This window comes from Modestobacter sp. SYSU DS0290 (genome assembly GCF_054050955.1).
The window spans coordinates 74,178-93,130 of sequence record NZ_JBJHAI010000018.1 but is presented as its reverse complement, the minus strand read 5'-3'; the positions used below and the strand labels follow the sequence as shown (position 1 = coordinate 93,130).

General features: G+C 75.2%; 22 protein-coding genes. 14 read left to right on the top strand and 8 right to left on the bottom strand.

Translation table 11 applies throughout. From position 1 onward, the window contains the following. Nucleotides 1-131 (top strand): superoxide dismutase [Ni] (locus ACI795_RS15170; RefSeq protein WP_457076385.1); only part of this gene is annotated, 131 nt, incomplete at its 5' end. Next, on the top strand, nucleotides 128-658 hold the full coding sequence (locus ACI795_RS15165) for a flavin reductase family protein (protein WP_457076384.1): 531 nt from the start codon (nucleotides 128-130) through the stop codon (nucleotides 656-658). The genes ACI795_RS15170 and ACI795_RS15165, both read left to right, overlap by 4 nt. Here the strand turns inward: ACI795_RS15165 and soxR are convergent. From soxR to ACI795_RS15145, 4 genes are read right to left on the bottom strand one after another with little or no spacing between them, the layout of a single operon-like run. Beyond that, nucleotides 578-1,135, bottom strand: coding sequence for a redox-sensitive transcriptional activator SoxR (gene soxR, locus ACI795_RS15160; protein ID WP_457076383.1), 558 nt, complete (start codon nucleotides 1,133-1,135; stop codon nucleotides 578-580). The two genes, ACI795_RS15165 and soxR, sit on opposite strands and share 81 nt — an antisense overlap. Then, a complete protein-coding gene (locus ACI795_RS15155) occupies nucleotides 1,132-2,502 on the bottom strand; it encodes an FAD-dependent oxidoreductase (RefSeq protein WP_457076382.1) in 1,371 nt (456 codons plus the stop codon). The genes soxR and ACI795_RS15155 overlap by 4 nt, the downstream gene beginning before the upstream one ends. Then, entirely contained in the window at nucleotides 2,499-3,053 is a 555-nt protein-coding gene (locus ACI795_RS15150; RefSeq protein WP_457076381.1) for an NAD(P)H-dependent oxidoreductase, read from the bottom strand. Before ACI795_RS15150 ends, ACI795_RS15155 begins: the two co-directional genes overlap by 4 nt. Further along, complete coding sequence (locus ACI795_RS15145) at nucleotides 3,050-4,111, bottom strand: LLM class flavin-dependent oxidoreductase (protein ID WP_457076380.1); 1,062 nt, start codon at nucleotides 4,109-4,111, stop codon at nucleotides 3,050-3,052. Before ACI795_RS15145 ends, ACI795_RS15150 begins: the two co-directional genes overlap by 4 nt. 90 nt (nucleotides 4,112-4,201) lie before the next feature. Here ACI795_RS15145 and ACI795_RS15140 point away from each other — a divergent pair, with 90 nt between their 5' ends. From ACI795_RS15140 to mgrA, 8 genes are all read left to right on the top strand, one after another. Then, nucleotides 4,202-4,678 (top strand): MarR family winged helix-turn-helix transcriptional regulator, encoded by a 477-nt coding sequence (locus ACI795_RS15140; protein WP_457076379.1) that lies wholly within the window; start codon nucleotides 4,202-4,204, stop codon nucleotides 4,676-4,678. A gap of 9 nt (nucleotides 4,679-4,687) precedes the next feature. Then, nucleotides 4,688-5,017 carry a putative quinol monooxygenase gene (locus tag ACI795_RS15135; RefSeq protein ID WP_457076378.1) on the top strand — a complete coding sequence of 110 codons (330 nt, stop codon included), beginning with the start codon at nucleotides 4,688-4,690 and terminating at the stop codon, nucleotides 5,015-5,017. A 58-nt stretch (nucleotides 5,018-5,075) separates the two neighbouring features. After that, nucleotides 5,076-5,927 carry a pyridoxal kinase PdxY gene (gene pdxY, locus ACI795_RS15130; protein ID WP_457076377.1) on the top strand — a complete coding sequence of 284 codons (852 nt, stop codon included), beginning with the start codon at nucleotides 5,076-5,078 and terminating at the stop codon, nucleotides 5,925-5,927. Nucleotides 5,928-5,942: 15 nt separating this feature from the next. After that, complete coding sequence (locus ACI795_RS15125; RefSeq protein ID WP_457076376.1) at nucleotides 5,943-6,656, top strand: sulfite exporter TauE/SafE family protein; 714 nt, start codon at nucleotides 5,943-5,945, stop codon at nucleotides 6,654-6,656. Between the two features lie 44 nt (nucleotides 6,657-6,700). Continuing rightward, nucleotides 6,701-7,180: a heme-degrading domain-containing protein gene (locus ACI795_RS15120; RefSeq protein WP_457076375.1), complete on the top strand. Its 480-nt coding sequence runs from the start codon at nucleotides 6,701-6,703 to the stop codon at nucleotides 7,178-7,180. A 373-nt stretch (nucleotides 7,181-7,553) separates the two neighbouring features. Continuing rightward, a complete protein-coding gene (locus ACI795_RS15115) occupies nucleotides 7,554-7,742 on the top strand; it encodes an RGCVC family protein (RefSeq protein ID WP_457076374.1) in 189 nt (62 codons plus the stop codon). Nucleotides 7,743-7,777: 35 nt separating this feature from the next. Beyond that, the gene (locus ACI795_RS15110) at nucleotides 7,778-8,668 is read left to right on the top strand and encodes a pentapeptide repeat-containing protein (RefSeq protein WP_457076373.1); all 891 of its coding nucleotides are present in this window, start codon (nucleotides 7,778-7,780) and stop codon (nucleotides 8,666-8,668) included. 28 nt (nucleotides 8,669-8,696) lie between these two features. After that, on the top strand, nucleotides 8,697-9,734 hold the full coding sequence (mgrA, locus tag ACI795_RS15105; RefSeq protein ID WP_457076372.1) for an L-glyceraldehyde 3-phosphate reductase: 1,038 nt from the start codon (nucleotides 8,697-8,699) through the stop codon (nucleotides 9,732-9,734). A gap of 31 nt (nucleotides 9,735-9,765) precedes the next feature. Here the strand turns inward: mgrA and ACI795_RS15100 are convergent, their stop codons facing one another. Next, complete coding sequence (locus ACI795_RS15100) at nucleotides 9,766-10,452, bottom strand: TIGR03943 family putative permease subunit (protein WP_457076371.1); 687 nt, start codon at nucleotides 10,450-10,452, stop codon at nucleotides 9,766-9,768. Continuing rightward, on the bottom strand, nucleotides 10,449-11,453 hold the full coding sequence (locus tag ACI795_RS15095) for a permease (protein WP_457076370.1): 1,005 nt from the start codon (nucleotides 11,451-11,453) through the stop codon (nucleotides 10,449-10,451). The genes ACI795_RS15100 and ACI795_RS15095 overlap by 4 nt, the downstream gene beginning before the upstream one ends. A 114-nt stretch (nucleotides 11,454-11,567) precedes the next feature. Between ACI795_RS15095 and ACI795_RS15090 the strand changes: the two genes are divergently transcribed. The 3 genes from ACI795_RS15090 to ACI795_RS15080 are packed head-to-tail and all read left to right on the top strand — an operon-like array spanning nucleotide 11,568 to nucleotide 14,118. Beyond that, nucleotides 11,568-12,539, top strand: coding sequence for a metal ABC transporter substrate-binding protein (locus tag ACI795_RS15090; protein ID WP_457076369.1), 972 nt, complete (start codon nucleotides 11,568-11,570; stop codon nucleotides 12,537-12,539). After that, on the top strand, nucleotides 12,530-13,240 hold the full coding sequence (locus ACI795_RS15085; RefSeq protein ID WP_457076368.1) for a metal ABC transporter ATP-binding protein: 711 nt from the start codon (nucleotides 12,530-12,532) through the stop codon (nucleotides 13,238-13,240). Before ACI795_RS15090 ends, ACI795_RS15085 begins: the two co-directional genes overlap by 10 nt. Beyond that, entirely contained in the window at nucleotides 13,234-14,118 is an 885-nt protein-coding gene (locus tag ACI795_RS15080) for a metal ABC transporter permease (RefSeq protein ID WP_457076367.1), read from the top strand. The genes ACI795_RS15085 and ACI795_RS15080 overlap by 7 nt, the downstream gene beginning before the upstream one ends. Before the next feature lie 66 nt (nucleotides 14,119-14,184). On the opposite strand, the gene ACI795_RS15075 is transcribed toward ACI795_RS15080, so the two are convergent. Both ACI795_RS15075 and ACI795_RS15070 read right to left on the bottom strand, forming a co-directional pair. After that, nucleotides 14,185-15,609, bottom strand: coding sequence for an NADP-dependent succinic semialdehyde dehydrogenase (locus ACI795_RS15075; protein WP_457076366.1), 1,425 nt, complete (start codon nucleotides 15,607-15,609; stop codon nucleotides 14,185-14,187). A gap of 130 nt (nucleotides 15,610-15,739) precedes the next feature. Continuing rightward, the gene (locus tag ACI795_RS15070; RefSeq protein WP_457076365.1) at nucleotides 15,740-17,056 is read right to left on the bottom strand and encodes a threonine/serine ThrE exporter family protein; all 1,317 of its coding nucleotides are present in this window, start codon (nucleotides 17,054-17,056) and stop codon (nucleotides 15,740-15,742) included. A gap of 274 nt (nucleotides 17,057-17,330) precedes the next feature. Here ACI795_RS15070 and ACI795_RS15065 point away from each other — a divergent pair, with 274 nt between their 5' ends. Continuing rightward, the gene (locus ACI795_RS15065) at nucleotides 17,331-18,851 is read left to right on the top strand and encodes an acetyl-CoA hydrolase/transferase family protein (RefSeq protein ID WP_457076364.1); all 1,521 of its coding nucleotides are present in this window, start codon (nucleotides 17,331-17,333) and stop codon (nucleotides 18,849-18,851) included. Nucleotides 18,852-18,953: the final 102 nt, after the last annotated feature.

Sequence of the window (18,953 nt, the reverse complement as noted above, 5' to 3'; positions counted from 1 at the left end):
TGTTCAACAAGGCCACCAAGCAGGCCGGCGCCGCCGGCGGCAAGGGCAGCATGGACCCCGCCGAGGGCCAGAAGCTGCTCGACTACATCGCCGAGATCGACAAGATCTTCTGGGAGACCAAGGCCGCGTGAGCGAGCACCTCCCGGCCCCCCGGTCGGCGGAGGTCTCCGCCGACGCCCTCCGGGGGGCGTTCGGGGCGGTGCCCACCGGGGTCGTCGCGGTCGGTGGCCTGGTCCACGGCGCCCTCGACGGCCCCCTCGACGGCACCGCGCCGCTGGCGATGGTGGCCTCCACGTTCACCGGCGTCTCGCTGGACCCGCCCCTGGTCTCGCTGTGCGTGCAGCACGGCATCCGCAGCTGGCCGGCGCTGCGCGGGCTGCCCCGACTGGGGATCAGCGTGCTCGCCGAGGGGCAGGGCGAGCTGGCGCGCAGGCTCGCCTCGCGCCGTCCGGAGCGGTTCGACGCGGTGGACTGGACCGCCACCGCCGACGGCGCGCTGCGCATCGAGCCGGCGACCGCGTGGTTCGACTGCGCGGTGGAGTCCGAGCTGCCGGCCGGGGACCACCTGATCGTGCTGCTACGGGTGCTCGACCTCGACGTCGTGCCGGGGCGGGCGCCGCTGATCTGGCACGGCAGCGCGTTCGCCGCCCTGGGCTGAGCCGGGCGCCGGTCGGTCGGGGCGAGCGGCCCGCCGGGCCGCCTGCCACCGGGCTCCGGCGCCCAGCGACCCGGCCGCGTCGCCGGGGTTGACCAGCCCGCAGGTGGCCAGCGACAGGCACCCGCAGCCGATGCAGGAGCCGAGGTCGACCCGCAGCCGCTGCAGGCCGGCGACCGCCTCGTCCACCCGCGCCAGCCAGGTGCCGGTCAGCCGGGACCACTCCTCGGCGGTCGGGGCCCGGTCGGCGGGCACCTGGGCGAGCAGCTGCTGGATCTCGGCCAGCGACAGCCCCACCCGCTGAGCCGCGGCGACCACCGCGAGGCGCCGGAGGACGTGCCGGGCGAAGAACCGTTTGTTGCCCGGCCCCCGCACCGAGGTCACCAGCCCGCGCGACTCGTAGAAGCGCAGCGTGGGCAGGGTGAGGCCACTGCGCCGCGACACCTCGCTGATGCTCAGCAGGCCGTCGGGCCCGGTCACCCGGCCGCCGGACCCCGTGCGGCGCGGAGCAGCTCCGCGCGGTCGACCACCTTGACCCGTTCCCGGCCGGCCCGTTCGCCGAGCGAGCGCTCGAAGGCGTCGACCAGCTCCCAGCCGGACCACTCGACGAGGTGGACGCCCCGCTGCCGCAGCAGCGCCGGCACCGCGTCAGGGTCGCGCTGCCCGGCCCGGGGCAGCCCGGGCAGGTCGCTGACCAGGTGCTCGACGGTCTCCCCCGCGTCGGACTTCGTGTGCCCGATCAGGCCCACCGGCCCACGCTTCACCCAGCCACTGGCGTACAGGCCCGGCAGCGCGGAGCCGTCCGGGCCGAGCACCCGCCCCTCGGCGTTGGGGACGAGCCCGGCGACGGCGTCGAAGGGGACGCCGGGCAGCGGGGAGCTGCGGTAGCCGACCGCGCGGTAGACCGCCTGCACGTCCAGCACCGTCGTCGCACCGGTGTCGGCGACGGTGCCGTCGCCGGTGAGCGACGTCCGGGCCAGCTCGACGCCGGTCACCCGGTCGGTGCCCAGCAGCCGCGCCGGGCGGGTGAGGAAGTGCAGGTGCAGCCGGCGCGGCGCGGTGCGGCTCGCCGGGTCCCGGGCGGCGAAGCCGGTGAGCGCCTCCACCACCTGGCCCAGCTGGTGCGAGGCCGCCACGGCGGCCCGCGATGCGTCGTCGAACTGCAGGTCGGCGGGGTCGACGACGACGTCGACCCCGGGCACCTCGCCGAGCTCGCGCAGCTCCAGCGGCGTGAACCGGGCCTGCGCCGGGCCGCGCCGGGCCAGCAGGTGCACGTCGGTGACCGCGCTGGCGGCCAGCTGGGCGCGGACGGTGTCGGGCACGTCGGTGTCGGCGAGCCCCGCGTCGTCGCGCACGAGCATCCGGGCGACGTCCAGCGCCACGTTGCCGGCGCCGACCACCGCGACCGAGGGGGTGTCCAGCGGCCAGTCCCGCGGGGCCTCGGGGTGCCCGGCGTACCAGGAGACGAACTCCGCTGCCCCGTGCGACCCGGGGAGCTCGGCGCCGGGGACCCGCAGCTCGGCGTCCCGGTTCGCGCCGGTGGTGAACACCACCGCGTCGTAGGCCTGCCGCAGGTCGTCCAGGGTGAGGTCGGTGCCGAACTCCACGTTGCCGAGGTAGCGGATGCCGCCGCGGGCGACCATCCGGTGCAGCGACCTGGTGATCATCCGAGTGATCCGGGGGTGGTCGGGGGCGACGCCGTAGCGGACCAGCCCGAACGGCGCCGGCAGCCGTTCGAACAGGTCGACCTCGACCGCCACCTCCCGGTGCCGACTCAGCGCCTCGGCGGTGAAGAAGCCGGCCGGCCCGGCGCCCACCACCGCCACCCGGTGCTGCCCGGCGCTCACGCGGCAGCCGCCCTGGCCCGCAGCAGGTCGGCGACGTCGGCCAGGCCGATCTCCACCCGGCTGTAGACCTCCGGGTCGAGCACCAGCGCGCCGTCGAAGGAGGCGGCGCCGGCGTAGAAGGCGACCGGCACGGTGAGCGCCTGGAAGAAGGCGAACAGCGGCCGGAGCTGGTGCTCCAGGACCAGGGCGTGCCGGTCGCTGCCGCCGGTGGCCACCAGCAGGACCGGCTTGTTGGCCAGCGCGTACTGGTCGACCAGGTCGAACAGGTGCTTGAACATCCCCGGGTAGGAGCCGCGGTAGACCGGCACGGCGGGGATCAGCAGGTCGGCGGTCTCCACCGTCCGCAGGGCCGCCTCGACGTCGGCGGGGACGTCGTCCCGGGTGACCGCGCCGGTGAAGCCGGGGCCCAGGCCGTACACGTCCACCCGCGCCACCTCGATCGGCATCAGGTCGGCGAGGGTGTCGGTGACCAGGCCGGCCAGGCCCATCGTCCGCGAGCCCTCGACGCGCGGGCTGCCGTTGACGACGACCACCCGCAGCGGCCGGCTCATGCCCGGGCCTCCGCGGGCACCCGGACCTCCCGGCGCAGCACCGGGGCGACCTCGGTGCCGAACAGCTCGATGGCGGCGAGGTGCTCCCGCTGCGGCACGCCGCCGAAGCCCAGCTGGACGTTGGCCCGGGTGACGCCGTACAGCTCGGCGAAGGTGGCGATCTTGTCGATGACCTCCTGCGGGCTGCCGACGACGAGGCCGCCGCCAGGGGTGGCCTGCGCGTCGAAGGCCCGGCGCGGGAGGTCGAACCCGCGGCCGCGCTGGTGGTTGTTCTCCCGCATGCCGACGGAGAAGTACGGGAACATCGTGTCCCGCGCGGCCTGACTGGTCCGGCCGACGTAGCCGTGGGTGTTGATGCTGATCGGCAGGGTCGCCGGGTCGTGGCCGGCCTCGGCCGCCGCCTGCCGGTAGTACCCGACGGTCGGCACGTGGGAGTTCACCGGGCCGAGCAGGATGGCCAGCGCCATCGGCAGCCCGAGCGCGCCGGCGCGCACCGCCGACGACGGCGTGCCCCCGACACCCACCCAGATCGGCAGCTCCTGCTGCAGGGGGCGCGGGGCGACGTCGGCGGCCACCAGCGGAGCCCGGTGCCGGCCGGACCAGGTGACCGGGTTGGTGCCGCGGATCGCCAGCAGCAGGTCGAGCTTCTCGGCGAAGAGCTCGGCGTAGTCCGCCAGGGAGTAGCCGAACAGCGGGAAGGACTCGGTGTAGGAACCGCGCCCGGCGATGAGCTCGGCCCGCCCGCCGGAGATGAGGTCGAGGGTGGCGAAGTCCTGGAACACCCGGACCGGGTCGTCGGAGCTGAGCACGGTGACCGCGCTGGTCAGCCGGATGCGCTCGGTGCGGGCGGCCGCGGCGGACAGCAGCGGCACCGGCGAGGAGGCGATGAAGTCCGACCGGTGGTGCTCGCCCACCCCGAAAACGTCGAGCCCGACCTGGTCGGCCAGGACCGCCTGCTCGATCGTCTCCCGGACCCGGGTCTGCGGTGTCGGTGTGGTCCCGGTCGACAGGTCCGGGGTCACCTCGCCGAAGGTGATGATGCCCAACTCGAAGGCCACGGGGCTCCCTCTCTCTCGTGCGGGTGGTCGGCCCTCCACCGTACGCCGTTTTGCTGACGTGTCAGGGAACCCGCGGCTACGCTCCTCGGCATGGACGACATCGCCTGGCTGGACGAGCGCGAGGAACGGGTGTGGCGCGCCTTCCTGTCGCTGAGCCGCGGGATCGAGGTCGCCGTCGACCAGCAGCTGACCGCCGAGGGGCTCTCCGCCGCGGAGTACGCGCTGCTCGCCCCGCTGTCCGAGGCGCCCCAGGGCGCCGTCCGGGCCCGGGAGCTCGGCCGCGCCGTCGGCTGGGAGTCCAGCCGGCTGGCCCACCAGCTGCGCCGGATGGAGAAGCGCGGGCTGCTCACCCGCGGGCAGTGCCCCGACGACGCGCGCGGGACGATGGTGCACCTGACCGACGCGGGGCGGGCGGCGATCGCCCGGACCGCACCGGGCCACGTGCGCACCGTCCGCGCACACTTCGTCGACCTGCTCAGCGCCGAGGAGCAGACCACGCTGGCCGCGGTCTTCGAGCGGCTCTCGGCCGCCCGGGACGACGCCGCGCGCGACCGGCCCGCTGGCTAGCCTGGACCGGTGATCCTGATCGTCGTGAAGTTCCCCGTCCGTCCCGAGCTCGCCGACCGCTGGCCGGAGCTGGTCGCCGAGTTCACCAGCGCGGTGCGCGCCGAGCCCGGCAACATCATGTTCGAGTGGTCCCGCAGCGTGGACGAGCCGAACAGCTACGTGCTGGTGGAGGGCTTCGCCGACGCGGCGGCCGGCGCCACGCACACCTCGTCCGCACACTTCCAGAAGGCGATCGGCGAGATGCCCGACTGGGTCGCCGCGACCCCGTCGATCATGTACGTCGACTCCGCGGACCTCGCCGGCTGGGGCCCGATGGCCGAGGTCCAGCCGCGCGGCTGACCGCCCTCGGCACACCGGCCGGGCGACGCCGCCCGGCCGGTGTGCGACCGTTCCCGTCATGGTGAACGTGCTGTCCATCCAGTCGCACGTGGCCTACGGCCACGCCGGCAACGCCTCGGCGGTCTTCCCGCTGCAGCGCCTGGGCGTCGAGGTGTGGCCGGTGCACACCGTCCAGTTCTCCAACCACACCGGCTACGGCGACTGGACCGGCCGGGTCTTCGACGGCCAGGCCGTCGACGAGGTCGTGCAGGGGATCGCCGACCGCGGCGTGCTCGGCAGCTGCGACGCGGTGCTGTCGGGGTACATGGGCTCGGCCGACATCGGCCACGCGGTGCTCGGCGCCGTGGCCAAGGTCCGGGCCGCCAACCCCCGGGCGGTCTGGTGCTGCGACCCGGTGATCGGCGACGTCGGGCGCGGGATCTTCGTGCGGCCGGGCATCCCGGAGTTCATGCGCGAGGTCGCCGTCCCGGCCGCCGACCTGGTCACGCCGAACCACTTCGAGCTCGACCTGCTGTCGGGCACCCGCACGACGTCGCTGTCCTCGGTGAAGGACGCCGTCGCCGGGGTGCAGGCGCTCGGCCCGCGCGTGGTGCTCACCACCTCACTGGTCGCCGACGACACCCCCGCCGACGCCGTCGACCTGCTGGCCTCCGAGGGCGGGCGGCACTTCCGGGTGCGCACCCCACGGCTGGGCGTCTCGGTGAACGGTGCCGGTGACGCGATCGCCGCGCTCTTCCTCGCCCACTGGCTGGAGACCCGCTCGGCCGCCGAGTCCCTCGGGCGGGCGGCCGCGTCGGTGTTCGGGCTGCTGCGCCGCACCGCGGAGGCAGGGGCACGCGAGATCCTGCTGGTGGCCGCACAGGACGAGTACGTCTCCCCCACCCAGACCTTCGACGTGACCGAGGTGTGAGCTGAGCGCCGCATCGTGACCGCCTGGCTGCTCAGCGGCCTGGTCGTGGTGGTGGCCACGGTCGCCCAGGCGACCGCCGGCGTCGGGTTCGGCATCGTGGCCGGGCCGCTGCTGCTGCTGTTCCACCCCGACCTGGTGCCGGGGCCGCTCCTGCTGGTCGGGCTCCTCGTCACCGTGACCGTCGCGTGGTCGGAACGGAGCGCGTGGCAGCCGCGGGTGCTCCGGGGAGCCGCCCTGGCCAGCGTCCCCGGCGCGCTGGCCGGCGTGCTCCTGCTGCGCGCGGTGGACGACACCGCGCTCGCCCTGACCATCGGGTGCCTGGTCCTGGTCACCTGCGTGGTCTCCGCGGCCGGCCTGCAGCTGCCCTCAGGCCCGCGGGCCCTCCGGTGGGCCGGCCTGACCGCGGGCGTGTTCTCCACGGTCGCTGCGGCGCCCGGGCCGCCGATGGTGGTGACCTACCGGCCGGACCGTGCGGCGACCCAGCGGGCGAACCTCGCGCTGTTCTTCGTGGTCACGTCCGTGATCTCGCTGGCGCTGCTGTCCACCGGCGGGGAGCTGACCGGACGGGCGGCCGTGAGCGGCCTGACGCTGCTGCCGTTCGTGGCCGTGGGGCACCTGCTCGCCCGGCCGGTCCGGCGCCGGCTGGGGCTCGCCGTGGTCCGCCGGCTGGCGCTGGGGCTGTGTGCCGCCTCGGGCCTGCTGCTGCTGGCGACCACCCTGGCCGGCTGACGACCGACGCGGCCGGCGCCCGGGGCATCGGGTAGGAACGGCGCATGGCCGACGACTTCCCCTCCTGCACCCAGCTGCTCGCCGAGGAGCAGGAGCTGCAGTTCACCCGGTTCGACAACGACGACGCCTGGGACCTCGGCCTCGCCCTGGTCACCCGGGCCCGCGCCGAGGGGCTGCCGGTGGCCGTGGACATCAGCCGGAACGGCCACCAGCTCTTCCACGCCGCGCTGCCGGGGACCGCGCCGGACAACGACACCTGGATCCGCCGCAAGGCCGCCGTCGTCGACCGGTTCGGGCACAGCTCCCTCTACGTCGGCCAGCGGGCCCGTGAGGCGGGGACGACGTTCGAGGAGCAGTTCGGGCTGGACCCCGACCGGTACCGCGCCCACGGCGGGGCCTTCCCGGTGCTGGTGCGCGACGTGGGCCCGGTCGGCGTCGTCGTCGTGTCCGGGTTGCCGCAGGTCGCCGACCACGAGCTGGTGGTCGCCGTGCTGCGCGAGCACCTGGCGGCGCAGCCGGGTTGATCCGCGAGCCGGGGCGCGGGGCGCCCCGGCCGCGACGATCAGTGCTTGCCGTGCGTGAGCTTCTCCATGCCGGAGGTGGTGTCCGCGGCCGCCTTCTTGGCGGCCCGCTTCTCCTTGATGCTGCTGCCGGACTTCTTCGAGGCGTTCTTGTCGACCATGACCACTCCCTCACCGGGAACCGGTCGGCTCCAGGTGACGGACGCTACGCCGGTGCCCGCCCGCCCGAGCTCAGCCGCGCTGCCCCGCCGCGCCGCCGGTGGGCGGGCGTAACGTCGCGAGCACGGTCACCTCGCCGGTCCAGGACAGCCGTCCGGGACGGCGATCCCCTCCCGGGGCACCACCGCCGCGCCGTCGGCGGAGTCAGGTCGCTGCCATGACCGCACCCGCGTACCTCCCGCACCCCGCTGCCGCCCTGCCGGCTCCCGACCTCCGGTCCGGGGACGAGCCCGGCTGCCCGGCCTGCCCCCACCCGATGGCTGCCCACGACCCGATCGGGGCCCGGTTCTGCCGGGCCACCGCCGCTGGGACACTGGACCGCGGCTGCGCCTGCCGCATCGGCTGACCCCGGGCGCCGCCCCCCGCTGCAGAGAGGTTCCCGTGCCCGACCCGCGCACCCCCCTCCGCCAGCTGGCGGACGCGCGCCGCGACCTGACCGCCGACTGCAGCCGCTGCACCGGGTTGTGCTGCGTCGCGCCGGCCTTCGCCGCCTCCGCGGACTTCGCGATCGACAAGCCCGCCGGCACGCCGTGCCCGAACCTGCAGGCGGACTCCCGGTGCGGCGTGCACGACCAGCTGCGCGACCGCGGGTTCCCCGGCTGCGTCGTCTTCGACTGCTTCGGCGCCGGCCAGCGGGTCACCCAGGACACCTTCCCCGGCCAGGACTGGCGCACCGACCCCGCGACGGCGGCAGCGGTCTTCGCCGTGTTCCCGGTCATGCGGCAGCTGACCGAGCTGCTCTGGCACCTGACCGAGGCACGCGCCCTGCTGCCGCCCGGACCGCTGGCCGCCGAGGTCGGCGCGGCCCACGCCCGCACCGACGACCTCACCCGCACCACCGCCGGCGAGCTGACCCGGCTGGACGCCGCCGCACTGCGGCGAGAGGTCGGCGAACTGCTGGGGCGGGTCAGCGAGGTGCTCCGCGCCGCCGTGCCCGACCGGGCCCGGGACCGCCGCGGCGCCGACCTGATGGGCGCGGCCCTGCGCGGCGCGGACCTGCACGGGGCGAGTCTGCGCGGCGCCTACCTGATCGGGGCGGACCTGCGCGGGGCCGACCTGCGTCACGCCGACCTGCTCGGGGCGGACCTGCGCGCCGCCGACCTGCGCGGCGCCGACCTCACCGGCGCGCTCTTCCTGACCCAGCCGCAGCTGACCGCCGCCACCGGCGACGCCGGCACCTCGCTGCCCGCGTCGCTGACCCGCCCTGCGCACTGGTCCACCGGCACGGCAGCCGCCGACCGCCCGCGCCGCCGTCCGGCCCGGCGTCGCTGACCCGCTGCCCGCCGGGCACGATCTGCCCATGGCCTACTCAGCGGACCCCACCCGCTACGACGCGATGACCTACCGGCGGACCGGCACCAGCGGGCTGGACCTGCCCCTGCTCAGCCTGGGCCTGTGGCACAACTTCGGCGACGACGTGCCGCTGGACCGGCAGCGCGCGATCCTCCGCCGCGCCTTCGACCTGGGGATCACCCACTTCGACCTGGCCAACAACTACGGACCGCCCTACGGCAGCGCCGAGGTCAACTTCGGCCGCCACCTGCGCGACGACCTCCGCCCGTACCGCGACGAGCTGGTCATCTCCACGAAGGCCGGCTATGACATGTGGCCCGGCCCGTACGGCCAGGGCGGCGGCTCACGCAAGTACGTGCTGGCGAGCCTGGACCAGTCGCTGCAGCGGATGGGGCTGCAGTACGTCGACGTCTTCTACAGCCACCGGCCCGACCCCAGCACGCCGCTGGAGGAGACGATGGGCGCGCTGCACACCGCCGTCCGGTCGGGCAAGGCGCTCTACGTCGGCATCTCCTCCTACTCCCCGGAGATGACCCGGGAGGCGGCGCGGATCCTCGCCGACCTCGGGACGCCGCTGCTGATCCACCAGCCGTCCTACTCGATGCTCAACCGCTGGATCGAGACCGAGGGGCTGCTCGACACGCTGGCCGAGGTCGGCGCCGGGTGCATCGGCTTCTCCCCACTGGCCCAGGGGATGCTCACCGACAAGTACCTGGGCGGGGTTCCCGAGGGCTCCCGCGCCACCCAGGGCAAGTCGCTGGACCAGGGGATGATCACCGAGGAGTACCTGACCCACGTCCGGGCGCTGGACGGGATCGCCCGGGAGCGGGGGCAGTCGCTGGCGCAGCTGGCGCTGGCCTGGGCTCTGCGCGACGAGCGGGTGACCTCGCTCGTGATCGGCGCCAGCAGCGTCGGGCAGCTGGAGCAGAACGTCGCCGCCCTGGACCACCGGGAGTTCTCGGCCGAGGAGCTCGCCGCCATCGACCAGCACGCCGTCGACGCCGGCATCGACATCTGGCGCGGCGCCCGCGAAGGCGCCCTGTGAGGGCAGGAGCGGCCATCTCTGCCCTGCTGCATCACTCGTAGGGCTCGGCCGGTGCGGCGATCCGTTCGACGTGGACGGCGCGCAGCACCGGCGGTCCACCGGGGTCCCGGCGGCCCGCGGTGCCGACGACCTCCACCCACTGGTCGGCGGCCGGCGCGGGCGGGCCGCCGGCCACCTGCACCCGCAGCGCGGTGGCATCGGCGGCGCAGCAGTTGATCGATAACCGCGCCAGGTCCCAGTCACCGTGGTCGCGCGGGACGGCGAAGCCGACGAGGCGCACCCGACGCTCCGCCAGCGCCGCCGGGTCGGCCTGGGACCAGATCGTGTACTCCAGCAGCGTCATGGTGCGGTGGTCGGCGCCGGGGTCGTCCGGGCCGATCCCCGCCCCGGGCGCGGTCGTGACCGCCACCGGGGCGGGCGCCAGGCGGTCGACGGAGAAGGCACCCAGGGCGGGCGGTGCGACCACCACCAGGACGGCGACCGGCGCGGCCAGCAGCCAGCCCACCCCGGGCCCCGGGTGCTCGGGCCGGCGTCCCCGGTCGCGCAGCAGCCCGAGCCCACCGACGGCGACGAGCAGCACCCCGGCCGCGACCAGGAAGGGCTGGAACCCGGCGCGGACGTAGGCCAGGTGCTGGTCGGTCAGCGCGACGACCAGCACGACCAGGCCCAGCAGCAGCAGGAGCGCCTGCTGGGTGGGCCGGTCGGGGCGCGCCCTCACAGCAGGACCTCCCCCACGCCGAGCGCGACGGCGACCGCGACCAGCAGGGTGGCCGGCGCGAAGCGCAGCGCGAACCCGCGGCCGAAGGTGCCCGCCTGCAGCGCCACCAGCTTCACGTCGACGGCCGGGCCGACGACGAGGAACACCAGCCGCGAGGTCAGCGAGAACGAGGTGAGGCTGGCCGCCACGAAGGCGTCGGCCTCCGAGCAGATGGCCAGCACCACGGCCAGCGCCGCCAGCACCAGCACCGACAGGACGGCCGATCCGGCCACCGTCTCCAGCCAGGCCCGGGGCACCAGGGTGTTCAGGGTGGCCGCGGTCAGCCCGCCGACGACGAGGAAGCCACCGGCGTGCACGAGGTCGTGCTGCACCGCCCGGCGGAACGCGTCGCCGCGGCCGGCCGCGGGGTCCGGCGCCGGGGCGCGAGGCACCCGCAGCCAGCCGGGGCGGGCGAACGCCGTCCAGAGCCAGCCCATCAGCACCGCCACCAGCAGGGAGGCGGCGAACCGGGCGGCGACCATCTCCGGCTGGCCGGGGAAGGCGACCGCGGTGGCCACCAGCACCACCGGGTTGATCGCCGGCGCGGCCAGCAGGAACGCCAGCGCCGCCGCCTGCGGCACGCCCCGGCCGACCAGGCTGCCGGCGACGGGCACCGATGCGCACTCGCAGCCGGGCAGCACCATGCCGGCCGCCCCGGCCACCGGCACCGCCAGCGCCGGGCGCCGCGGCAGCACGCGGGTGAAGAACGAGGCGGGCACCAGCGTGCTGATCGCCGCAGACAGCAGCACACCCAGTGCCAGGAACGGCAGCGCCTGCAGGCAGACCGCGACGAACACGGTGCTCCACGCGAGCAGCGCCGGGGACGCCAGCAGCCCGGGGGCGGTGAAGTGCGCGACGACCAGGACCGCGACACCCGCCCCGAGCAGGTCGCCGCTGCGGGGCCCGCGCCGCCGGATGGGCCGGTCGGCCAGCAGCTCGCCGATGTCCGCCTCCCTCGTCACAGCCCGCCCGGAGAACGGTTCCCGTTGCCGGCTGCGGGCACCCTCTCATGCCGTTCCGGTGGTGGCCGCCGCACGCTTTTTGACAATGATTGTCGTTAGCGACAGCATGGCGGCATGTCCCCGCCTCTCCGCCGCTCCCCCGCTCTCGCCGCACCGCTCGCCGCCGTGCTGCTGCTCACCGGTTGCGGGTCGTCCGCGGCAGCCGGCTCGCCGGGGGGCGACGACGTGACGGTGGTGGCCGCGTTCTACCCGCTGGCCTGGCTCAGCGAGCAGGTGGTCGGCGACCTCGGCACCGTCACCGCCCTCACCCCGGACGGCGCGGAGCCGCACGAGTACGAGCTCACCCCCCGGGACGTCGCGGCCACGGCCGAGGCCGACGCCGTGGTGTACCTCCCGGCGCTGCAGCCCGCCGTGGACGCGGCGGTGCACCGGCAGGCCGGTGACCGGGCGTTCGACGCCGGCGCGGCGGCCGACCTGTCGCTCACCTACGAGCCGCACGACCACGGGCACGACGAGGAGGCAGACCCGGAGGACGAGCACACCGACGACGAGCACGGGGAGGGCGTGACCGACCCGCACTTCTGGCACGACCCGATGCGGATGGCCGACGTCGGCGACGCCCTCGCGGACTTCCTCGGCACGGTCGACGAGGCGAACGCCGAGCGGTACGCGGTCAACGCCGAGGACCTGCGGGCAGAGCTCGAGGCGCTGGACGGCGAGTTCCGGGCCGGGCTGGCCGACTGCGCCACCCGGGACCTGGTCACCAGCCACTCCGCCTTCGGCTACCTGGCCGACGCCTACGACCTGCGGCAGTTCGGCATCAGCGGGCTGGCCCCCGACGCGGAGCCCTCGACCGGTGCGCTGACCGAGGCGACGGAGTTCGTCCGCGCGCACGACGTGCACACGATCTACGTCGAGACGCTGGTCAGCCCGGCCGTCGCGGAGACCGTGGCCCGGGAGACCGGCGCGCAGACCCGGCAGTTGGACCCCATCGAGGGGCTGACCGACCAGTCGCAGGGCGAGGACTACCTCGCGCTCATGCGGGCCAACCTGGCCAACCTGCGCGAGGGGCAGCAGTGCTCCTGAGCGCCCGCCCCGGACCGGCCGCCGCGCTCCTCCCACCTGCGCCGGAGGCCGTGCTGTCGGTGCAGGGGGCTGCCTTCGGGCACGGGCGGCAACCGGTGCTCAGCGGGGTCGACCTGACGGTCCGCCCCGGGGAGGTGGTCGCCGTCCGCGGGCCCAACGGGTCGGGCAAGTCGACTCTGGTGCGCGGGCTGCTCGGGCTGTGCGACGTGCTGGCCGGCGAGGTGCGCGTGTTCGACCGGCCCCGCGACCGGTTCCGTGACTGGCACCGGGTGGGCTACGTGCCCCAGCGGCACACCGTGACCGGCGGGGTGCCGGTGACCGTGCGGGAGCTGGTCTCCACCGGCCGGCTCACCCGGCTGCGCCCCTGGCAGCGCTTCGGCGAGGCCGACCGGTGCGCAGTCGACTGCGCGCTGGAGGGCGCAGGCCTCGCCGGCTTCGACCGCCGTCCCCTCGCCGAGCTCTCCGGCGGTCAGCAGCGCCGCGCGCTGGTCGCCCGCGCGCTGGCCGGCGACCCGGAGCTGCTGCTGCTCGACGAGCCGACCGCCGGCGTCGACGCGGCCAGCCAGCGGGTGCTCGCCGGCACGCTCGCCGGGCTCGCCGAGACCGGCGCCGCCGCCGTCGTGGTGCTGCACGAGCTGGGCCCGCTCGCCGACGTGGTGACCCGGGTGGTCACCCTGCCGGGCACGCCGGCGCCGTGCTGAGCTACGAGTTCATGCGGCTGGCCCTCGTGGCCGCCGTCCTCGTCGGGGTCACCGCGCCCACGGTGGGGGTCTACCTGGTGCAGCGCCGGCTGTCGCTGATCGGTGACGGCCTCGGGCACGTCGCCCTGCTCGGGGTGGCGGTCGGTCTGGTCACCCGGTCCGCGCCGGTGCTCACCGCGCTGCTGGTCACCGTGGCCGGCGCGGTGGTGGTGGAGGTGCTGCGGGCGCGCCGCTCGGCGAGCGCCGACGTCGCGCTGGCGGTCATGTTCTACGGCGGGCTGGCCGGGGGCGTCGTCGTGGTCACCCGAGCGCCGGCGGGGACGCCGATCACGCTGGACGGCTACCTGTTCGGCGCGCTCACCACCACCACGCGGGGCGACCTGGTCCTCTTCGCGGTGCTGGCCGCCGTGGTGCTGGCGGTCACCGTCGGGCTGGGCCGGTGGCTGTTCACCGTGGCGCTGGACGAGGAGCACGCCCGCGCCGGCGGCCTGCCGGTGCTGTCGCTGAACGTGCTGCTGGCCGTGGTCACCGCGACCACCGTCACCCTGTCCATGCGGGTGCTGGGCCTGCTGCTGATCAGCGGGCTGATGGTGCTGCCCGCCGGCTGCGCCCAGCTGGTCGCCCGCAGCTTCCGATCCAGCCTCGCCGTCGCGGTGCTGATCGGGGTGGCCGTGTCGGTGGGCGGCACGGTGGCCTCGTTCTACGCCGACACCCCCTCCGGCGGGACCATCGTGCTGATGGCCGTGGCGGCCTACGCCGTCCTCGGCGTCGCCCGGACCGCCCGCCGGCCCGGGCGCCGCCGTCACCCCGCCGCCGACGTGCTGCTCACCCCCGAGCACCCGGCGGCGGTGGCGGCGGGGCGGGGCGTTCCCGGCTGATCCCGGCGCGCCGGCGGGGTGCGCGCGGCTCGCGACCCCGCCTGCCGCCCGGTCACCGGGGGGCGGTCACTCGTTCGCCGAGCCCGCCGTGTCCCCGGTCCCCTGCTCGCTGCTGGGCGCGCCCACCCAGACGGTCTTGGCGTTCATGAACTCGCGCATGCCCTGCTCGGTGAGCTCGCGGCCGTAGCCGCTCTGCTTCACCCCGCCGAACGGCAGCTCCGGGTAGCTGGTGGTCATGCCGTTGACGAACGCCATGCCCGACTCGATGTCCCGGATGAACTGCGCCCGCTCCCCCTCGTCCTCGCTCCACAGGTTGGAGCCCAGACCGTAGGGGTGGCTGTTGGCGATCTCGATCGCCTCGTCGAGGGAGTCGACGGTCCACAGCGCCGCGACCGGGCCGAAGACCTCCTCGGCGTAGAGGTCCATCTCCGGGGTGACGCCGGTCAGCAGGGTCGGCTCGTAGAACCAGCCCGGCCGGTCCACCCGCTGCCCGCCGACCACGACGGTGGCGCCCTTGGAACGGGCGTCCTCCACGTAGGCCTCGACGTCGGCGAGGCCGGACTCGGTGGCCAGCGGACCGACCTCCGTGCCCTCGTCCATCGGGTCGCCGACGGTCAGCGCGCCGATCTTCTCGGCGAACAGCCGGGTGAACTCCTCGGCGACGTCGCGGTGCACGAAGAACCGCTTGGCCGCGATGCAGCTCTGCCCGTTGTTCTGGTTGCGTGAGGTGACCGCCACCCCGGCCGCGGTCTCGAGGTGCGCCGAGGGCATCACGATGAACGGGTCGGAGCCGCCGAGCTCCAGGACGGTGGGCTTGAGCGCGTCGCCGGCGATCGAGGCGACCGACTGACCCGCCGGGGCGCTGCCGGTGAGCGTCGCGGCGGCCACCCGGTCGTCGCGCAGCACGCGCTCGATGGTCCCGGAGCCGATCAGCAGCGTCTGGAAGACGTCGTCGGGGAAGCCGGCCTTGCGGAAGAGCTCCTCCATGTACAGCGCGGTCTGCGGCACGTTGCTGGCGTGCTTGAGCAGGCCGACGTTGCCGGCCATCAGCGCCGGGGCGGCGAAGCGCATCGCCTGCCAGAGCGGGAAGTTCCACGGCATGACCGCCAGCACGACGCCCAGGGGCTGGTACGTCACGTACGCCTGCTCGGCACCGACGGCGTCGGAGTCCAGCTGCTGCGGCTCGAGCATCGCCGGGCCGTGCTCGGCGTAGTACCGCAGCGCCTTCGCGCACTTGCCGACCTCGGCCTTGGCCGAGGCGAGGGTCTTGCCCATCTCGGTGGTCATCAGCTCGGCGACGGCGTCGGTGTCGGCGTCCAGGACGTCGGCCGCGGCGCGCAGCCAGCGGACCCGGTCCTCGACCGAGCTCAGGCGGTAGCTGCGGAAGGCAGCGGCCGCGCGACCGATCTTCTCCTCGAGCGCCTCGTCGCTGAGCGGCTCGTAGGTCTTGAGCGTCTCGCCGGTGGTGGGGTTGATCGTGGCGATGGCCATGGGAGTCTCCCGTCGTCTGCTGGAGGTGCGGGCCCGGACGGCGGCGCTCGGCAGTGGGCGCTCAGGCGGTCCCGGCGGGCACCGGTGCGCCCTGCACCTGCCCGTCGCCGCGGCGGTGAAACCGCCCCGGTCAGGCCTTCCGCCGCCGGAACGCGCCGACCAGCCGCGAACCGTCGACCCGTCGCTCGAACCGCTGGACCTCCCGGCGCGCCGGCTGGGCGAGGAAGCTGCCCAGGATGACCCCCGCGGCCAGTGCCAGCCCGATCGAGGTGGCCTGGCTCAGCAGCAGGAACCCGGTGCCGGTGTCACCGGAGGCGAGGAACAGCATGCCGCGGTAGATGGTGAGCCCAGGCAGCAGCGGGATGATCCCCGCGGCGACCAGCACCAGCGGCGGGACCCGCTGCCGGTGCGCGATGACGTGCGCCGCCACACCGATGACCACGGCGGCCGCCCCGGTCGCCAGCGCGGCGTTGAAGTCGAGGTGGTCCAGCGCCCGGAACGCCCCCCAGCCCAGCGCGCCCGCCGCCCCGGCGGCGGGGATCGTCCGCCGCGGCGCGTAGTTCGCCGCCGCCGCGGCAGCCGCGGCGACGACGGCGGCGAGGAACTGCGCGGGGAGCTCCCCCAGCCCGGTCGCGGGTGGCTGGTTGACCGCCAGGCCCACCCCCAGCCGGTCGGCGACGGAGAGCACGCCGGCCACCCCGGCGACGATCCCGGCGGTCAGCACGAACACCTCGAAGGCCCGGGCGCTCGCGGTGAGCAGGTAGCCGGTGATCGCGTCCTGCACGGACCCGACCAGGGTCATGCCGGGCAGCAGCAGCACGATGCCGCTGGCCACCACCAGGGCCGGCCGCACCCCCAGGTCGGCGACGACCAGCGCCATGGCCACGGCCGTCGCGACGGCCGCGCCGAGCAGGTTGGCGTAGAAGTCCGGGATGCCCCGCGTCGCGAGCGCACCGGCCAGCCGGTCCACGACCACGGTGGTCGCGAACGCCACCAGCGAGACGAGCACGCCGCCGCCCAGCAGCACGGCGATCGCCGACGCCAGCGCCGCCCGGGAGGCGGTGACCGCCCAGCGCGGGTAGGGGTGGCGGGCCTGCCGGATCCCCTCCAGCCGGTCCATCGCCTGATCCGGCGTGCAGCGCCGGCCGACCAGGTCCGCGACGAGGTTCTGCACCTCGGTCACCCGGGTGTGGTCGGGGGTGCGGACCTGCACCAGCCGCACGCTGGTGACCGGTGCGACGTCGGCCGCCCGCAGCCAGGTGAGCGTGATCGTGGTGAAGGTGACCTCGCAGACCAGCCGCTCCAGCCCGCAGGCGCGGGCCAGCGCCACGATCGTCGCCATCACGTCCGCGGCCCCGGCCCCGCCCGAGAGGAGCACCTCGCCCGCGCGCAGCGCGAAGTCCAGGACCCGGTAGGCCTCCCGCTCGTCCGGCTCCGGCAGGTGCACCGGCTCCTGCGTCAGCGGCTGATCCGCCCGCCGTCCCCCGCGTCGGCGCCCCGCGACCACCGATGACCACCTGCTCCCTGCTGCCCCGGTGCCGACCGGGGACGTTCCACCGCTCCGCACACCCTCCCAGCCCGGGCCCGCGCGGGCACCGCCGGGCGGTGTGCGGTCGCCCACCCCGGGCCGTCCGGCCCGTACCGCGCGGGACCGACGTCCCGCCCGTAGCGTCGGGCAGCGACGGCCGCGGACCGGGCGGCCGCAGGCGCGCGGAGGTCGGATGGACGCCGGACGGATCCGGAACGCCGCACTGGCCCGGAAGGTGGTGCCGGCCGAGGAGGCCGCCGCCGTCATCCGGCCCGGGGACACCGTCGGGATGAGCGGGTTCACCGGCGCCGGCCACCCGAAGGCGGTGCCCGGGGTGCTCGCCCGCCGGATCACCGAGGCGCACGCCGCCGGCGACCCCTTCCAGGTCGACCTGTGGACCGGGGCCTCCACCGCCCCGGACGTGGACGGCGCGCTGGCGGCGGCCGACGGCATCGGCCTGCGGCTGCCCTACCAGTCCGACCCGGTGCTGCGGGAGAAGATCAACCGCGGCGAGACCGAGTACGTCGACGTGCACCTGTCGCACGTGGCGCAGCTGGCCTGGGAGGGGTTCCTCGGCCCGCTGGACGTCGCCGTGGTCGAGGTCAGCGCCATCACCGAGGACGGCCTGCTCGTCCCCTCGTCGTCGGTGGGGAACAACAAGACCTGGCTGGACCTGGCCGAGCGGGTGGTGCTGGAGGTCAACACCTGGCAGCCGGCCGGGCTGGCGGGGATGCACGACGTCTACTACGGCACCGCCCTGCCCCCGAACCGCCGGCCGGTGCAGCTCACCCGCCCCGGCGACCGGATCGGGGTGCCGCACCTGCGGGTCGACCCGGAGAAGGTGGTCGCGGTCGTGGCGACCGACGCCCCCGACCGGAACACCCCCTTCGCCGAGCCCGACGACACCGCGCGCGCGATCGCCGGCCACCTCATCGAGTACCTCGAGCACGAGGTGTCCCGCGGCCGGCTGCCGGCGGACCTGCTGCCGCTGCAGTCCGGGGTCGGGAACGTGGCCAACGCCGTGCTGGCGGGGCTGCAGGAGTCGCGGTTCGAGCAGCTGACCGCCTACACCGAGGTGATCCAGGACGGCATGCTCGACCTGCTCCGCTCGGGCACGCTGTCGTTCGCCTCGGCGACGGCGTTCTCGCTCAGCCCCACCGCGCTCGCCGAGTTCAGCGCGCACGTCGACGAGTTCCGCGACCGGATCCTGCTGCGGCCGCAGGAGATCAGCAACCACCCGGAGATCATCCGGCGGCTGGGCGTGCTGGCGATGAACGGGATGATCGAGGCCGACCTCTACGGCAACGTGAACTCCACCCACCTGATGGGCAGCCGCATCCAGAACGGGATCGGCGGGTCGGGCGACTTCGCCCGCAACTCCTACGTCTCCTTCTTCGTCAGCCCGTCGACGGCGAAGGGCGGGGCGATCTCCTCGATCGTGCCGATGGTCTCCCACGTCGACCACACCGAGCACGACGTCGCGGTCGTCGTCACCGAGCAGGGCCTGGCCGACCTGCGGGGGCTGTCCCCCCGGCGCCGCGCCCAGCTGGTCATCGACCGGTGCGCGCACCCGGACTACCGGCCGATGCTCGCCGACTACCTGGAGCGGGCCGAGCGCGGCGGCTTCGGCAGGCACACCCCGCACCTGATGACCGAGGCGCTGAGCTGGCACGCGCGGTACGCCGAGACCGGGTCGATGATGCCGGCGCGCTGACCCCGGCGGGGACACGCCGGGCGGCCGGACCGGCAGCCAGCGGGACGACGTCCGGTGTTCACCTGGCGACCGTCGACTGGTTGCTGCGGTCACCGAGAGTGC

Excerpts from the sequence above, each read along its gene's own strand:
- ACI795_RS15065 (WP_457076364.1), top strand. The coding sequence starts at position 17,331 with ATGGACGCCGGACGGATCCGGAACGCCGCACTGGCCCGGAAGGTGGTG.
- ACI795_RS15075 (WP_457076366.1), bottom strand. The coding sequence starts at position 15,609 with ATGGCCATCGCCACGATCAACCCCACCACCGGCGAGACGCTCAAGACC.
- pdxY (WP_457076377.1), top strand. The coding sequence starts at position 5,076 with ATGGTGAACGTGCTGTCCATCCAGTCGCACGTGGCCTACGGCCACGCC.
- mgrA (WP_457076372.1), top strand. The coding sequence starts at position 8,697 with ATGGCCTACTCAGCGGACCCCACCCGCTACGACGCGATGACCTACCGG.
- ACI795_RS15115 (WP_457076374.1), top strand. The coding sequence starts at position 7,554 with ATGACCGCACCCGCGTACCTCCCGCACCCCGCTGCCGCCCTGCCGGCT.
- ACI795_RS15090 (WP_457076369.1), top strand. The coding sequence starts at position 11,568 with ATGTCCCCGCCTCTCCGCCGCTCCCCCGCTCTCGCCGCACCGCTCGCC.
- ACI795_RS15120 (WP_457076375.1), top strand. The coding sequence starts at position 6,701 with ATGGCCGACGACTTCCCCTCCTGCACCCAGCTGCTCGCCGAGGAGCAG.
- ACI795_RS15140 (WP_457076379.1), top strand. The coding sequence starts at position 4,202 with ATGGACGACATCGCCTGGCTGGACGAGCGCGAGGAACGGGTGTGGCGC.
- ACI795_RS15150 (WP_457076381.1), bottom strand. The coding sequence starts at position 3,053 with ATGAGCCGGCCGCTGCGGGTGGTCGTCGTCAACGGCAGCCCGCGCGTC.